Genomic DNA, 16084 nt, shown 5'->3' with positions numbered 1-16084 from the left:
TGCATCGGTTCTGTCGAGAACTATTCCCCATGATTCCTATACAGCCCCACACTACCGATGCCGCCGAAGTCGCCGTTCAGCGCGATATTCAGCATTACATGCGCCCCGGCACGCTGCAGCTGGGCAGTTTGCCGCCGCTGTCGCTGTATGTGCACCTGCCCTGGTGCCTCAAAAAATGCCCGTATTGCGATTTCAACTCCCATGAGCATCGCAAGGGCGGTGCGGCGGCCTTGCCTGAAGATCGCTATATCGACGCCCTGATGGCCGACCTGGAAAGCGCGCTGCCGCTGATCTGGGGGCGCACGGTGCACAGCGTGTTCATGGGCGGCGGCACGCCCAGCCTGTTTTCACCCGAAAGCATAGACAAGCTGATTGCCGGTTTGCGGGCACGGCTGCGCATGGAGCCCGATTGCGAAATCACCATGGAGGCCAACCCCGGCACCTTTGAGAAAGACCGCTTCAAGGCTTTCCGGGCAGCGGGGGTGAACCGCCTGTCCGTCGGTGTACAAAGCTTTGATGACCGCTTTCTGCAGTCCGTAGGCCGAGTGCATGACGCGGCCCAGGCTCAGGCTGCGGTGCGCGAGGCGGCCGACAATTTCGAGACCTTCAACATCGATCTGATGTATGCGCTGCCCGGCCAGTCTCTGGCGGATCTGCAGCGCGATGTGGATACCGCGCTCTCGTTTGCGCCGCCGCACCTGTCCATCTACCACCTGACCATCGAGCCTAACACCTACTTTGCCAAGTACCCACCCGTGGTGCCCGAGGACGATACGGCCTACGACATGCTGGATCTGATCACCGCCAGCACCGGCACGGCGGGCATGCAGCGCTATGAGGTCTCGGCCTATGCCAAGCCGGGTCACCAGTGCTTTCACAACAGCAATTACTGGCAGTTTGGTGACTATCTGGGCATCGGCGCCGGCGCGCACAGCAAGCTCAGCTTTGCCCACCGCATAGCTCGCCAGGTGCGTTTCCGTGACCCGAACCGCTATATGGACATGGCGCTGGCCGGCACGCCGCTGGCCCAGGACAGCGAGGTCAAGCGCGCCGATCTGCCGTTTGAATACATGCTCAATGCCTTGCGCCTGCGCGAAGGCTTTGCCCTGCAGACCTTTATGGAGCGCACCGGCCTGCCCATGTCCTCCATTGCCAAGGGACTGGACGCGGCGCATGCCAAAGGCTTGATCACCCGCGATCTGGGGCGTGTCGTGCCCACCGAGCGCGGTTTTGACTTCCTCAATGACCTGCAGGAGCTGTTTCTGGCGGTGTGAGCCTGTCGGCAGGACCCCAAAAAAAGGACGCATCTTGCGTCCTTTTTTGATGGCAGCTTGCGCGCTTTAACCGCAGCGCAGGGCGATGATCTTGCCGGCCTCATTGGTGATGACGTTGAGCCGCTCCTGGTTGTATTCCATGGTGGCGGGCTGATTCTCGCGCAGCACGCGCACCATGTAGGAGCCCGATTTCTTGCGGGCTGTTTCCAGGGTGGAGGCCGCCGTGTTGTGGCCGATGAACGATTGCACCGCCTGCGCATTGCAGATCTGCGTGGGGCGTGGTGCGGGCGTGGCCGCCGTATTGCCGACAGGGCCGCCGGTGCCGGCGCAGGCGGACAGCAGCAGGGCAAGACTGAGCGTGCCAATCGTGCCAAGGCTCAGACGGGAGAAAGGGAGATTTGCAGCGGGCATGGTGAGGGCATCGTCGTTGTTCTGCGCACACCATAGCGCGACTGAGCGCCGCTATCGGCTTGCTTAGGGTAAGCAGGTTGAGCAAAGTGCAAGCTCTTGCAAATGATTTGCTATGAATATAAGAGCTTTCACCGATTATTCAGCAAGGGCTTGATGCTTATTCGTGCTGAAAAATACTGGTTTGCAACTTCAGCGGTTTGAGCTTGCGAACGGCTCTTTCAGCCCGCTTCTGGCTGTTGAACGGGCCTGAGCGAATGCGGCTGACATCGCCTTTGTTGCTGGGCAAGGTCTGCACCAGGGCCGGCAGCTTGGATTTTTCCATCAAGGCCAGGGCCTGGCCCGCTTCGTCCGGATCGGAGAAGGTGCCCACATTCACGTAAAAGCGGCCGGGTTCAAGCCCTGTATTTTCGCTGGCGGCACTGGGAGCAGGCTCGGCAGCCGGGGGCTCTGTAGGCAATGCCTCTTCGCTTGGCTCTGCCGGTGTCGCTGGAACCTCGGGAATGACGGGCGCAGCAGGGACTTCGGGTTGGACAACTGGTGGCGGTGGGGCGATAGCGGGTGCGCGTGCGGCTTCGGGCGCAGGGCTGCTCGTGGTCTGGGGCAGCAGTGCCAGACCTGCTCCGGCAGCCGCAGCCAGCGGCAAGGCCAGTACCAGCAGGGCCAGGGCTTGGTGTCTGGGCGTGATGGCCTGTGCCGCCAGTTGGGCGTGGGCCTGGGCCACGGTGGCGCTGCTGCTCACGGCCTCCAGGGTCTGGGCGCGCACTTTGCGCCAGTACCAGCTATTGCCCATCAAGCCCGGAACAGCCATGGTCAGCAGCCACAGTGCGCCGGCCAGGCCATAGCCCATGGTGGCCGGCATCAAGGGGCGCAAGCCCCAGAACCACAGGGCCGCCGTGGCCAGCACGGCCAGCAGATACCAGGCTGCCTGGCGCCACAGGCCGCGCAGACTGCACCAGGCCAGGGTAAAGCAGGCGGCGGCCATATTCCAGCTGGGCAGGCCCCGGTTCAGTGCATCAAAGCGTTGAAACTGGCGCAGATAGTAATCGGCCGAGTGTTTGCCCAGGCGGCTGGCGTAGAGGCGGGGCAGCAAGCCGGTCTCTGCTGCTGCAGGTTCTGGTTGCGTGTCATCGCCCAGCTGGCTGCGGTTCAACTCGTTTTGCATGGAGTAGGCCGCCGCCGCAAATGCGCCGGCTACCGAGGCCGGCAGGCGGCTGTTGCCATGAGGAGGGGCGGCGGCATCGGCTGGAGCCAGTGCGGGGGCTGAAGATGGGTCCGAGGCGGCAAACATGCCGCAATTGTGGCATGCAGATATCGCCGCAGGTATTGCGGCAAGCCTTGAAAAAACCGGTGTTGCGCCGTTTCTTTCAAGGCTTGAAGGCCGTCAGGCCTGGCGCGCAGGCAGCACGGTGGCGCGGCATTCGCCAAAGCCTATGCGAGCAGCACCGGGCTTTTCGCACCAGCCGGTAAAGACCACGGCATCGCCGTCCAGCAAAAAAGTGCGGGTTTCGCCATTGGGCAGGGTCAGCGGCTTTTTGCCGCCTTCGGTGATTTCCAGCAGCGCGCCGGCTTCGGACGTGGTGGGGCCGGAGAGCGTGCCCGTGCCCAGCAGATCGCCGGGCTGCAGATCACAGCCGTTGACGCTGTGGTGGGCCATCAGCTGGGCCATGGTCCAGTAGGCGTGGCGGTAGCTGGTCTGGGTGATCTGGGCGGCAGGCTGGCCGGCTGCACGCATCTGGGGCGTCTGAATGGCGACGGTGAGCTGCACATCGAGCGCGCCCTGTTCGCGGTTGGCCTGCGAGCTCAGATAGGGCATGGGCTGGGGATCTTCGGCAGGGCGGGTGAAGGCCGTGCGGTAGGGGGCCAGCGCTTCCAGAGTCACGATCCAGGGCGAGATGCTGGTGGCGAAGTTCTTGGACAGAAACGGGCCCAGGGGCTGGTATTCCCAGGCCTGCACGTCGCGGGCCGACCAGTCGTTGAGCAGGCACAGGCCGAAGATGTGGTTCTCGGCCGCTTCAATGGCAATGGCATCGCCCCAATGGTTGCCTTGGCCGGTGTAAATGCCCATCTCCAGCTCATAGTCGAGACGGTTGCAGGGCTTGAGCACGGGGTCGACGTCGGGAGCCTTGAGCTGGCCGTTGGGACGGTGAAAATCCACACCCGAGATGCGGATGCTGGAGGCGCGGCCGTGGTAGCCGATAGGCACCCACTTGTAGTTTTCCATCAGCGGATTGGTGGGGCGAAACAGCTTGCCCACATTGGTGGCGTGATGGACCGAGGTGTAGAAGTCCGTGTAATCGCCGATCCTGGCGGGCACGGTGTATTCGACTTCCGCCTGGGGCACGAGGCAAGCCTGAAGAGCGGCTTGCTGGGCCGAGCCCAGGCGCAGACCGCGCGACAGGGCCAGGCGCAGGGCCGCGCACTGGGCGGGGCTCATGGCCATCAATGCGTTGAGCTGGGCTTGCGCTGCCGCCTCGACCTGGGCTTGCACTTCGGCACCCAGAGCCTGGGCATCGCGCACGGCGGCCATGTCCAGCACCTGATCGCCAATGGCGACGCCGCCACGGAAGGCTTCGTTCTTGCCGCTGCGGCGGAACACGGCAAACGGCAGGTTTTGAATGGAGAAGTCGCTGCTGCCGGTATTGGCAGATGCCACCCAGCTTTGCAGGGCCGGGTCGTGGGTTTCGTTCAAAGCCATTGTTGTCTCCTAGGATTGATATACGTGAAATCGGCTTGAAGCGCTTGTCGCATATGCGCTGTCAGCTATTGATTTGATTGTTGTTGTCGTTGTTGTCGTTGTTGTCGTTCAAGCGGCGGCAAAGCCTCCGTCCATGTTCCAGTGGGCGCCGCGTACCTGGGCTGCGTTGTCGCTGGCCAAGTAGCTGGCCAGCGAGGCCACCTGCTCCACCGTCACAAAAGCCTGTGAGGGTTGCTTGGTTCCCAGCAGCCGGCTGGAGGCGGTGTCGGCATCCAGCACCTCGCGCTGGGCCAGGGCATCGATTTGTGCCTGCACCATCGGGGTCAGCACCCAGCCGGGGCAGATCGCATTGCAGGTCACCGGCGTGGTGGCCAGCTCCAGGGCCACGGATTTGGTCAGTCCTATCAGCCCGTGCTTGGTGGCCACATAGGCGGGCTTGCGCGCCACGCCCACCAGGCCGCTGACCGAGGCCACATTGATGATGCGGCCCCAGCCCTTGGCCAGCATGGCCGGCGCGCAGGCCTGAATGCTGTGAAACGGCGCCGAGAGATTGACGGCCAGCATGGCGTTCCATTGCGCTGGCGGAAACTGCAGCACTGATTCCACATGCTGCATGCCGGCGTTGTTGACCAGAATGTCCACGCTGCCCAGCTCGCTGGCAATGCGCGCCGCCAGCGGGGCAATGTCCTCGCCCTGGCTCAGATCCAGTGCGTAGTAGCGGGCCGGTACGCCCAGGGCTTGCAGCTCGGCCAGCAAGGCATGGGTTTTCTCGTCTGCGGCCGAGCGGCCGTGCAGGGCAATGGCGGCACCGTCGCTGGCCAACTGCTGCGCGATGGCCCAGCCAATGCCGCTGGTGGAGCCGGTGACCCAGGCCACGCGGCCGGTGTGGGGACGAGGTTGCGAGAACTGGGTCATTTGAGCAAGTCCATTTCCATGTGCACGTACTCGCTGATGAAGCGCACCTTGGCCCAGTAGATGATCAGCCCCTGCGGATTGCAGGCCCAGCGCAGCGCCTGCATCAGCGGCGTGCCCAGCTGCACGCTCAGATGCTGGGCAATCAACTCATCGGCCGGGGCCACGCTCAGGTGCTGGCGCGCCGTGGCAATGCGCGAGGGGTGGCTGCCCAAGGCCTGGGCCAGCGTGGCGCGTTGGAGCTGGGGCTGAATCTGGGCGTAAAGCGTTTGCTCCAGGTACAGCTCGGAGAGGCAAAAGCGGTCCTCGCCATGCGTGTGCACGCGCAGCAGATGCACATAGGCGGGGGCCATTTCGCCTGGCAGGGGGAAACCGGACGGAATTGGCGGCACGGAATCCTTGATCGTGCGTAGCGTGGTCTGCTGAATCTGCTCGCCAAAGGCAACCAGCTCCTTCCAGCTGGTGGGCAGCAGAAAGGACGGCGGCTTGTAAGGCTGGCCCATCACCCGGGTGCCGCCGCGCTTGCGCGTTTCCAGCAAGCCTTCATCGACCAGTGCATGCACGGCCATGCGAACCGTGGTGCGCGAGACCTTGTGCAAATCCTCCAGCTCCTCCACCGTGGGAATGCTTTGCCCCACACCCCATTCACCGGTCGTGATCTTGTTGCGAAACAGACGTGCCAGCTGCAAATACAGCTTGTCGCGAGTCTGGGCGCTTGCAACGGGGGGCGTGGGCTGTGACATAGGCAGAGCGAGGATGAAGTGGATGAATAAATAAAGTACTTAAAAAGATACTTTATTTTCGCATGACTACAAGGCCTTCCTGCACACAGGGGACTTCGTGGCAAAGATTAAAGGCCAGTCTGGCTGCATCAATTGACAAATGTCACCATTTTCAGGGTCGCAAAGAATTCTAAACTCTACGTTTTTGATAGCTAAGTATGTAATCTGCACGTGCAGCAACATGTTTTTTCAGTGGCGATACGCGCCCGAGGAGTTGGGGTTTTCATGCAGCAGCAGTACGCGTGGCAGTTTTTCCGCGCCGGTGAGGTGGATCAGGTCGTCATCCGCAACGGGCAGGACATTGCCCATCTTGGTGAGCTGGATCAGAAGTTGTGGGTGGCGCTGGCTTGCCCTACCCGGGGCATTGAGTTCGACAGCGCCACGCTGGACTTGATTGACGAGAGCAAGGATGGTCGTATCCGCCCGCCCGAACTGGTGGCTGCCTGCGAATGGGCCGTGGCTCGCGTGCGCGATCCGCAGGTGCTGGCCGATGGGGGCGATGTGCTGCAACTGTCCAGCATCAACGATCAGACCGAAGCAGGCGTCTTGCTGCTGGCCGAGGCCAGGCGCGTGCTGGCGCTGGCGGGCTGCCCCGAGGCCACGTCGCTGACGCTGGCCCAGGTGCAGCAGCGCCTGGCTTCGTTGCAGGCGCTGCGTTTCAATGGCGATGGCGTGATCTCGGCCGCCACGGCAGACGGTGACGAAGCGCTGGCGGCATTGATTGCCCGGATTCAGGACAGCTATGGTGCCGTGGAGGGTTGCGACGGCGTGCCCGGTATTGACCGCAGCAAGGTCGAGGCTTTTTTTGCCGATGTCCAGGCCTTGCAAGCCTGGTTTGCGCTGGCTGCCGAACTGGGTTGCCAGTTGCAGCCCCGCGCGCTGGCGCTGGCGGCGGCCGAGGCCGTGAACGCCGTACAGGCCAAGGTGGACGATTTTTTTGCCCGCACCCGCCTGGTGGAGTTCGACGCCAATGCCCTGGCAGCGCTGAACCCCACGTCAGAAGGCTATGCAGCCCTGGGTGCCCAGGTGCTGAGCAACACCTCTGCGGGGTTGGCAGCGTTGCCGCTGGCCGCCGTGAGCGGTGAGCGCAGCCTGCCGCTGGTGCATGGCGTGAACCCTGCCTGGGCGACTGCCTTGCAGACCTTGCGCGAGCAGGCCGTGGCCCCGGTGTTTGGCCAAGCGCTGAGCGCGTTGACCGAGGCGCAGTGGGAAGAACTCAAGGCCACGCTGGCCCATTGCCAGCAATGGCTGGCATCTTGCCCGGCCACGCCGCTGGGCACCTTGGCGGAGGCCGAAATCCATGCGCTGCTCCATGGCGGGCTGCAAGCGGCCGTGACGGAGCTGCTTGACCACGATGACGCCGAGAAAGAGCACAGCCTGCAGGCCGTGGCGCTGGAGAAGCTGATTCGCCTGCAGCGTGATCTGCTGCCGCTGCTCAACAACTTTGTCTCCTTCTCCAGCTTTTACCGCCGTGAGGGGGCGGCGTTTCAGGCCGGCACCTTGTTCCTGGATGGCCGCAGCTGCGATTTGACGGTGGAAGTGGCCGATGCCGCTTCCCATTCGGTGCTGGCTGCCATGGCCAAGACCTATCTGGCTTACTGCGAATGCAAGCGTGCAGGGGTGAAGAAAACCATAGTTGCCGCCTTTACGGCCGGCGATGTGGACTTTCTGTTTGTGGGGCGCAACGGCGTGTTCTACGACCGTGCGGGCAATGACTGGGATGCCACCATTATCAAGCTCATTGACAACCCCACCAGCATTGGCCAGGCCTTTTTCTCGCCCTACAAAAAGTTTGTGCGCATGATCGAAGAGCAGGTGGCCAAGCACGCTGCCGCCAAGAACGACGTCGTCAACGCTGGCCTCAGCAACAACGCCGCCAAGCTGGTGACGGCGCCCAAGGATCTGGCTCCGGCCCCCGCTGCTGCGGCTCGCAAAACCGATGTCGGCACGGTGGCCGCCATTGGCGTGGCCTTGGGTTCTTTGAGCGCCGTGATCGTCGGGATTTTTGGCAAATTCATCGAGTTAGGCCCTTGGATTCCCGTTGCCATCCTGGGCATGATTCTGGCCATTTCCGGGCCCAGCATGCTGATCGCCTGGCTCAAGCTGCGCCAGCGCAGCCTGGGGCCGATTCTGGATGCCAGCGGCTGGGCCATCAACGGTCGCATGAACATCAATCTGGGTCTGGGCCGCAGCCTGTCGCAAACGGCCAAGGTGCCGGGCAATGCCAAGCGCAGCTATGCAGATCCCTATGCGGACACACACGGCCTGCGCAACGCTTTGTGCGTGCTAGGACTGGTCGTGATCGCGGCTTTGCTGGCCTGGCGCATGCATTGGCTGGACGGCATGCTTTCGCCAGACTGGCAGCATGCACCAGCCAAGGTGCAGAAGTCTGCCGCGCCAGCTCAGGCTGCGGGTCCGCAGGGGCGATAGCACTCCAGCAGCGGAGTCGGCGGACAGCTGCCGGCTCCGCTTTTGGCCCTGGCCCCAGCGGCCGAGGCCCGCAGCGTTACGACGCAGCGCTTGGTGCCGGCAGCACCTTGGCGGGATTGAGCAAGTTTTTCGGATCCAGTGCCTGCTTGATCTGCCACATCAACTCCAGCTCCACGGGTGTCTTGCACAGCAGCAGGTCGTCGCGCTTGGCCACACCTATGCCATGCTCGGCCGAGATGGAGCCATTTTGCTGGTGCGCCAGTCCGTCCACCATCCGCGAGACGGATACATAGTGTTCGGACAGGAACTGCGCAGCCGAAGCATGCTTGGGGCGCAAGGGGTTGAAGTGCACATTGCCATCGCCCATATGCCCGTAGATCACCATGCGTGCGTCGGGTGCCATCTCCAGCACCTGGGTCGATGCTTGCGCGATGAAGTCCGCCACCTTGGACAAAGGAATGGAGATATCGCATTTGATGCTGCCGCCCTCGCGCGTCTGGGCGTCCGAAATCTCCTCGCGCAGCCGCCAGAAAGCCTGGGCGTCGGCGATGCTGGCAGCGATGGCTGCGTCGTTGATCAGGCCTCCAGCCATGCCTTCCTCGAGGATGCGCATCAACGTGGCATCCAGAGTCTGGGCATCGCCACCCGAGCTCAGCTCGATCAGCACCATCCAGTCGTGCGCTTCGGGCAGGGGAGAGCTCCACTGCGGCATGGACTCCAGCACCAGGCTCAGCGCCGGGCCTGAAATCAGCTCAAAAGCCGTGACCGCCTGGCCGGCAATGCGCTTGGCTTCGGTCAGCAACTGGACGGCCGCATGCGGGTCTTTCACGGCGACCCATGCCACCGCCGTGGCGCTGGGCAGCGGCATCAGCTTGAGCACGGCGGCAGTGATGATGCCCAGCGTGCCTTCGGAGCCAATGAACAGTTGCTTGAGGTCGTAGCCGGTGTTGTCCTTGCGCAGGCCGCGCAGCGAGGAGTAGATGCGTCCATCGGGCAGCACGGCCTCGATGCCCAGGGTCAGGTCGCGCATATTGCCGTAGCGCAGCACGGCCGTACCGCCGGCATTGGTCGAGAGATTGCCGCCGATCTGGCATGAACCTTCGGAGCCTATGCGCAGCGGAAACAGGCGGCCGGCGGTTTCGGCTGCAGCGCGCGCGGCCTGCAGCGTGACGCCGGCCTGCAGCGTCATGGTGTCGTTGACGCTATCGATCTCCTGCACCTGATTCATGCGGCGCAGATTGAGCACCACGGCATCACCGGCGGCGTCTGGCACGGCACCGCCCATGAGCGAGGTGTTGCCACCTTGCGGCACCACAGGGATGTGGTTGCGGGAGCACAGCGCCAGCACTTCGCTGACCTGCTCGGTGGTAGCCGGCAGCACCACCGCCAGGGCCTTGCCGTGGTAGAGCTTGCGGTAGTCGGTGGTGAAGGGCTGCATGTCGGCCGAGGCATCGAGGCAGGCCTTGTCACCGACGATGGCGCGCAGACTTTCGAGGAGTTGTGTGGGGGAGATCTTGGAAATTTCAGTCATTTTCAGTAGGCTCCGCGCGCTTCGGCGGAAATGGCCGGGGCGGCCGGCTTGCCCAGAAAATCGGCAGCCAGTCGGCGGGCGGCATTGGCGTAGAGCAGCAAGTCGACGCCGACCGCGACAAAGGTGCAGCCGAGTTCAAGGTAGCGTCTGGCCAGCGTGGGGTCCGAGGTGAGCGTGCCGGCCGCCTTGCCTGAGGCCTTGATGGTGCGCATCGCCGCTTCGATGGCGGCCTGCACCTCGGGGTGACCGGGGCGTCCGCGATAGCCCATGGACGCGGCTAGGTCGGCCGGGCCAATGAAGACGCCGTCCACGCCGTCCACCGCGCAGATCGCTTCCAGATTGGCCAGCGCCGCTACCGTCTCTACCTGTACCAGCAGGCAGACTTCCTCGTCGGCGACATCGAGATAGTCGCTGCGTGCGCTCCATTGCGAGGCGCGACCAACCGCGCTGCCCACGCCGCGAATGCCCAGCGGCGGATAGCGTGTGGCCGACACCAGGCGCTGGGCCTGCTCTGCGGTATCGACCATGGGCACCAGCAAGGTCTTGGCGCCTATGTCCAGCAACTGCTTGATCAGTGCCGTGTCGCCGTGGAGCACGCGTACCACAGGCTGTGTCTTGTGAGCCGCCACGGCCTGCAGTGCGGCCAGGGTGGAGCGAAAGTCATTGGGTGCGTGTTCGCCGTCAATCAGCAACCAGTCGAAACCCGTGCTGGCGCTGACTTCGGCCATGTAGGGATCTGCCATGGAAAGCCAGAGGCCGACCTGAGGCTGCTGAACGGCCAGTGCGGCCTTGAAGGGGTTGTTTGCGGGCATGTGATAGCTTGGTGGAGGTGAAGGTCGGGCGCAAAAGCGCCTCAGGCGACCCGGTGGAGGGCGGGCAGTGCGGTGTGGGTCAGATGGTCCACGATGTTCTGCGCAGTCATGGTGGCGACCTGCAGGCCTGCATCGCGCGTCACGCCGGCCACATGGGGAGTTAGAAGCACCTGGGCCAGTGTTGCCAGTGGGTGGGTGGCGGGCAGGGGCTCGGTATCGAAGGTGTCCAGGCCGGCGCCGCCGAGTTGGCCGCTGCGTAACGCGTCGATGAGTGCGGCCTCATCCACGACGGGGCCGCGCGCGGTGTTGATGAGAAGGCTGCCGCGTGGCAGCAGGGCCAGCTCGCGTGCGCCGATCAGGCCCCGGCTGCGCTCGGTCAGCGGGCAGTGCAGGCTCAGGATGTCGAGTTGGGGCAGCAGGCGGTGCAGCTCGGCCTCGGTGGCAAAGCCGTCGGCCTGGCCCTGAGGCCGCAGCACCAGCACTCTGGCGCCCAGGGCGCTGGCCAGTTGCGCAGTCGCGCGGCCTATGCTGCCGTAGCCGACGATGCCCACCGTGGCGCCGCGGAAGTCGCGGCCCTGCCAGGTGCTGCCGGCCCATTCGCCGGCGCGCACCATGCGGTCCAGCTGCGGCAGCTGGCGCGTGAGCGCCAGCATCAGGGCCAGGGCATGCTCGGCCACTGCGCCGGCATTGGCACCGGGTGCCACGGCCACGGCAATGCCGTGTGCGCGCGCCGCTTCCAGGTCCACGCTGTCCACGCCGGCGCCGTTCTTGGCCACGATGCGCAGCGCCGGCGACGCTGTCAGCACACGGTCGGTGATGGGGGCAGAGCCGCGCAGCACGATGGCCTGCGCGCCGGTCTCGGCCAGGCGCGCGGCCAGTGCGTCTTCGCTGAGGCTGCCGGGCAGAAAATGCAGTTGGCCGCCGGCCTGCTGGATGATGCGCTGCGCAGGCTCGGCCCAGTGCGACGCGGTGACTAGAACGTGGAAGTGTGGGGACATGGGTGCGAAGCTCAGTCGATGCGAATGCCTGCCGATTGGATCACCTTGCCGTAGCGGCTCCATTCGTCGGTGGTGAAGCTGGCCAGCTCCTGGGGCGAGCCGGGCCGGGTGCGCACGCCGAGCAAGGCGAACTTTTCTTGCACCTCGGGCAGCTTGAGCACCTGGGTGAGCGAGGTGTTCAGGCGCGTCAGCACTTCCTTGCTGGTCTTGGCCGGGGCGTACAGCGCATACCAGGCGTTGACCTCGAAGCCCGGGTAGCCGGCCTCGGCGAAGGTGGGCACATTCTGGAGTTCGGGCAGTCGCGATGCCGAGGCTACGGCCAGGGCGCGCACCTTGCCGCTCTTGAGCAGCGGCGAGGCGCTGGTCAAAGTGTCCAGGATCATGTCCAGGCGCCCGCCCATCAGGTCCATGGTGTGGGCGTTGCCGCCTTTGTAGGGCACATGGTTGATCTGCAGCTGGGCGCGCTGCTTGAACAGCTCGGCGGCCAGGTGCAGGGGCGATCCGTTGCCGGAGGAACCGTAGTTGAGCTGGCCCGGCTGCTTGCGTGCCGCTTCCACCAGGGACTTGAGGTTGGTGTAGGGCGAGTCCTGGGCCACGACCAGGATCATGGGCACCACGCCGATCATGCCTATGGGCGCGAAGTCGGCCACCGCGTCGTAGCCGGGGCGGGCGTACAGGTGGGGGCTGACGGCATGGCTGGCCAGCGAGCCCAGCACCAGGGTATAGCCGTCGGCCTGCGCCTTGGCGGCTGTCGCGGTGCCGATGGTCGTGCCCGCGCCGGGCCGATTGTCTATGACCACGGGTTGTTTGAGGTCCTCGCCCATCTTCAGGCCGATGAGGCGCGCTACCGCATCGTTGGCGCCTCCGGCGGGGTAGGGAACGAGTAGGGTGACCGGCTTGGCGGGGTAGGCGTTTTGGGCATGGGCCAGCGGCGCAGCCAGCGGGCAAGCCAGGGCTGCGGCGCACAGTAGCAGGCCACGGCGGCTGAAGCGGGAAGAGGTGGAAGAATTCATGGTGCTTGTCTCCTGTTGTGATTGCTCTTACGGCATGGGGCAGTACCCCGGGTGCGCAGGGACCCGCTCCATGCTGCGGGCCCTGCGTTGATCTCAGTGCTTTGCTGTGGTCTTGGCTCTCTCGTTGCGTTCAGATGCGGGCGGTCGGGCCGCAGGCTTCAGGCGTCCAGCCCGCCCTGGCAGACGTATTTGGTGTGCAGATAGTCGTCCAGGCCGTGGGTGGAGCCCTCACGGCCGTAGCCAGAATCCTTCACGCCACCAAAGGGTGCGGCCTCGGCGGCAAGCGCGCCTTCGTTGATGCCGACAATGCCGGTTTCCAGTGCATCGGCCAGGCGCCAGATGCGGCGTGTGTCGTTGGAATAGAAATAGGCGGCGAGTCCGAACGGGGTGTCATTGGCCTGGGCGATGACTTCGGCTTCGTCGGAAAAACGTGTCAGTGGTGCAATCGGGCCGAAGGTCTCTTCGCTGGCGCAGGCCATGCTGGCGTCTGCACCCGCCAGCACGGTGGGGGCGAAGTAGTTGGTGCCGAGCGCAGGCAGGCGCGTGCCGCCGGTGAGCACGACTGCGCCGCGCGCCACGGCATCCTGCACATGGCGTTCGATCTTCTCGACGGCGCGCGCATTGATCATGGGGCCGATCTGTGAGCCCGCATCGCTGGCCGGGCCGACCTGCAGCGCGGCCACGCGGGCCACCAGCAATGCGGCGAAGCGGTCGTGTACGGCCTCGTGCACAAACACGCGGTTCGGGCAGACGCAGGTCTGGCCGCCGTTGCGGAACTTGGCCGCCATCAGGCCTTCGACGGCCGCTTCAAGGTCGGCATCTTCGAACACGATGAAGGGCGCATTGCCCCCAAGCTCTAGAGAGAGCTTCTTGAGCGTGTCGGCCGAGCGGCGTGCCAGATGCTTGCCTACCGGCGTCGAGCCGGTGAAGGTGATTTTTCGCACGCGTGCGTCGTCAAGCCAGACGTCAACTACTTGCGGCGTGTGCTCGCGCGATGCCGTCACGATGTTCAAGACTCCGGGTGGCACGCCGGCCTCTTGCGCCAGAGCGACCAGTGCCAGCGAAGTCAAAGGCGTGTCCTCGGCGGGTTTGCAGACCACGGTGCAGCCCGCAGCGAGTGCCGGCGCGATCTTGCGCGCAATCATGGCGGCGGGAAAATTCCAGGGTGTGATGGCGGCGACCACGCCTACCGGTTCTTTGAGCGCGAACATGCGCCGCCCCGGAACCGGCGCCGGAATCACTTCGCCGTTGGCGCGTGTGGCTTCCTCGGCAAACCACTCGATATAGCTGGCCGCATAGCTGACTTCACCGCGTCCTTCGGCCAGGGGCTTGCCCTGTTCGCGCGAGATCAGTCGGCCCAGGTCTTCCTGATGCGCGAGCACCAGATCGTTCCAGCGCTTGAGAATCTGCGCGCGCTGCTTGGCTGGTGTCTTGCGCCATGCAGGAAAGGCGGCATGGGCGGCATCGACGGCAGCACGTGCCACGGCGGCATCGGCGTCGGGAATGGATGCGATCACGGCGCCGGTGGCCGGATCGGTGACATCGAAACTGGGCCCGACTTCAGGACGCTGCCATTGGCCGGCGATGAAATGGGTACTGCGTTGCAGGTCGGAGCGCGAAAGAGTCAAAGGCATGGCGTGGGGAAATTTGAGAATGTGGGGTGGGCGAACAATCAACTCACAATGCCCAGGTGCCAGGGCACGAACTCGTGGTCGCCAAGGCCGAGCAGCTCGCTCTTGGTTGGTTCGCCAGAGGCGTGCCACAGAATCTGCTCGAAAATGCGCTGGCCCAGTTCGGGCACGGACAGCTCGCCGTCAATCACCACGCCGCAGTTGATGTCCATGTCTTCTTCCAGGCGGCGGAACATCGGCGTGTTGCTGGCCAGCTTGATGGTCGGTGCGGGCTTGCTGCCGAACATGGAGCCGCGCCCGGTGGTAAAGCAGATCAGCTGGGCTCCGCTGGCAATCTGGCCTGTCGCTGCCACGGGGTCGTAGCCGGGCGAGTCCATGAAAACGAAGCCGGCTTCCTTGATTGGCTCCGCATATTCGTACACGGCGCGCAGCGGCGTGGTCCCGCCTTTCATGGCCGAACCCAGCGATTTCTCGAAAATATTGGCCAGGCCGCCGGCCTGGTTGCCGTGGCCGACCACGCCGTTGAACTGGGCGTTCTGGCCTGCTGCATAACGCTCCCACCAGGCCAGACGATCGAGCAGTTTTTGCCCGACTTCCGGAGTGGCTGCACGGCGTGTGAGCATGAACTCCACGCCATGGATCTCGGGTGTTTCGGACAGGATGGCCGTGCCGCCGTGGCGCACCAGCAAATCCATCGCGGCGCCTAGCGCGGGGTTGGCGGTAATGCCGGAGAAACCATCGGAGCCACCGCATTCGAGTCCGATTTTCAGGTGCTCAGCGCTGACTTTGGTGCGCCGCGCGGTATTGGCTTCGGGCAGCATCTCTTCGATGGCGCGGATGCCGGCCTCGATGGTCTGGCGCGTGCCTCCGACTTCCTGCATCACCAGCGTGCGCAGCAGGCGACCGGAATCGAGACCCTGAGAGTCGAGCAGCGCATCGACCTGGTTGCGTTCACAGCCCAGGCCCACGATGAGCACACCGGCCAGGTTGGGGTGGCGTGCATAGCCAGCCAGCGTGCGGCGCAGCAGGTCGAAATGCTCGCTGGGGGAGGACATGCCGCAGCCGCTGGACTGCGCAAAGGCGGCTACGCCATCCACGTTGGGAAAGGCCGCCAGACGTTCGGGCGTGAAGTGCGCTGCGATGCGCTTGATCACGGTGGCCGAGCAATTCACCGACGACAGAATGCCGATGAAGTTGCGTGTGCCGACGCCGCCACCGGCTCGCTCGAAGCCCATGAAGGTCGCGCGCTGCGCCTGGGGCACAAAGTCCACCGGGCGCACATCCTGGCAAAAAGCCGGGTCGCGGTAGCTGTCCACCAGGGAGAGGTTGTGACTGTGCACATAGTCGCCGGCTTGCAGGTCGCGCGCGGCCACGCCGATCATGGTGTCGTACTTCAACACCGGTTCGCCGGCCGCAATGGCCCGCGCTGCGATCTTGTGGCCGGCGGGAATCTGCGCCCTGGCGCGCACGCCGAATTCGGCAATCACCTCGCCCAGGGCAATGGCGGTCTTGGCAACCAGTACGTTGTCGTTCGGGTGCAGACGAAGCAGGGAGCTGTGGTTCATAAGTAGGAAAGCTGCAAGCGGATGGGACAG

13 protein-coding genes are annotated in these 16084 nt (G+C 64.4%); 2 read left to right on the top strand and 11 right to left on the bottom strand.

Features of this window, described 5'->3' with window-relative positions:
- Positions 1 to 29 precede the first annotated feature (29 nt).
- Positions 30 to 1274 (top strand): radical SAM family heme chaperone HemW, encoded by a 1245-nt coding sequence (hemW, locus tag EAO39_RS18950; protein ID WP_120971282.1) that lies wholly within the window; start codon positions 30 to 32, stop codon positions 1272 to 1274.
- A 66-nt stretch (positions 1275 to 1340) separates the two neighbouring features.
- Here hemW and EAO39_RS18945 read toward each other — a convergent pair whose 3' ends face one another.
- The 5 genes from EAO39_RS18945 to EAO39_RS18925 form a co-directional block, all read right to left on the bottom strand.
- Positions 1341 to 1685 (bottom strand): I78 family peptidase inhibitor, encoded by a 345-nt coding sequence (locus EAO39_RS18945; protein ID WP_120971281.1) that lies wholly within the window; start codon positions 1683 to 1685, stop codon positions 1341 to 1343.
- A 157-nt stretch (positions 1686 to 1842) separates the two neighbouring features.
- Positions 1843 to 2973, bottom strand: coding sequence for an SPOR domain-containing protein (locus EAO39_RS18940; protein WP_120971280.1), 1131 nt, complete (start codon positions 2971 to 2973; stop codon positions 1843 to 1845).
- A 93-nt stretch (positions 2974 to 3066) separates the two neighbouring features.
- The gene (fahA, locus tag EAO39_RS18935) at positions 3067 to 4380 is read right to left on the bottom strand and encodes a fumarylacetoacetase (protein ID WP_120971279.1); all 1314 of its coding nucleotides are present in this window, start codon (positions 4378 to 4380) and stop codon (positions 3067 to 3069) included.
- A 108-nt stretch (positions 4381 to 4488) separates the two neighbouring features.
- Positions 4489 to 5295, bottom strand: coding sequence for a 3-hydroxybutyrate dehydrogenase (locus EAO39_RS18930; RefSeq protein ID WP_120971278.1), 807 nt, complete (start codon positions 5293 to 5295; stop codon positions 4489 to 4491).
- A complete protein-coding gene (locus EAO39_RS18925; protein ID WP_120971277.1) occupies positions 5292 to 6035 on the bottom strand; it encodes a GntR family transcriptional regulator in 744 nt (247 codons plus the stop codon). Before EAO39_RS18925 ends, EAO39_RS18930 begins: the two co-directional genes overlap by 4 nt.
- Before the next feature lie 264 nt (positions 6036 to 6299).
- Here EAO39_RS18925 and EAO39_RS18920 point away from each other — a divergent pair, with 264 nt between their 5' ends.
- Positions 6300 to 8504 (top strand): hypothetical protein, encoded by a 2205-nt coding sequence (locus EAO39_RS18920; RefSeq protein ID WP_120971276.1) that lies wholly within the window; start codon positions 6300 to 6302, stop codon positions 8502 to 8504.
- Between the two features lie 76 nt (positions 8505 to 8580).
- Here the strand turns inward: EAO39_RS18920 and EAO39_RS18915 are convergent, their stop codons facing one another.
- The 6 genes from EAO39_RS18915 to EAO39_RS18890 all read right to left on the bottom strand — a co-directional run bounded on the left by EAO39_RS18915 (position 8581) and on the right by EAO39_RS18890 (position 16054).
- The gene (locus EAO39_RS18915; protein WP_120971275.1) at positions 8581 to 10035 is read right to left on the bottom strand and encodes an FAD-binding oxidoreductase; all 1455 of its coding nucleotides are present in this window, start codon (positions 10033 to 10035) and stop codon (positions 8581 to 8583) included.
- 2 nt (positions 10036 to 10037) lie between these two features.
- Complete coding sequence (gene hpaI / locus EAO39_RS18910) at positions 10038 to 10847, bottom strand: 4-hydroxy-2-oxoheptanedioate aldolase (protein ID WP_120971274.1); 810 nt, start codon at positions 10845 to 10847, stop codon at positions 10038 to 10040.
- A 41-nt stretch (positions 10848 to 10888) separates the two neighbouring features.
- Positions 10889 to 11845, bottom strand: coding sequence for a hydroxyacid dehydrogenase (locus EAO39_RS18905; protein ID WP_120971273.1), 957 nt, complete (start codon positions 11843 to 11845; stop codon positions 10889 to 10891).
- 11 nt (positions 11846 to 11856) lie between these two features.
- Positions 11857 to 12858, bottom strand: coding sequence for a tripartite tricarboxylate transporter substrate binding protein (locus tag EAO39_RS18900; RefSeq protein ID WP_120971272.1), 1002 nt, complete (start codon positions 12856 to 12858; stop codon positions 11857 to 11859).
- A gap of 158 nt (positions 12859 to 13016) precedes the next feature.
- Positions 13017 to 14492: an NAD-dependent succinate-semialdehyde dehydrogenase gene (locus tag EAO39_RS18895; RefSeq protein WP_120971271.1), complete on the bottom strand. Its 1476-nt coding sequence runs from the start codon at positions 14490 to 14492 to the stop codon at positions 13017 to 13019.
- Positions 14493 to 14530: 38 nt separating this feature from the next.
- Positions 14531 to 16054: an altronate dehydratase family protein gene (locus tag EAO39_RS18890; RefSeq protein WP_120971270.1), complete on the bottom strand. Its 1524-nt coding sequence runs from the start codon at positions 16052 to 16054 to the stop codon at positions 14531 to 14533.
- Positions 16055 to 16084: the final 30 nt, after the last annotated feature.

Source organism: Comamonas sp. lk (assembly GCF_900564145.1).
Lineage (GTDB): Bacteria > Pseudomonadota > Gammaproteobacteria > Burkholderiales > Burkholderiaceae_C > Comamonas.
This window is presented reverse-complemented; position numbering and strand designations above follow the sequence as displayed.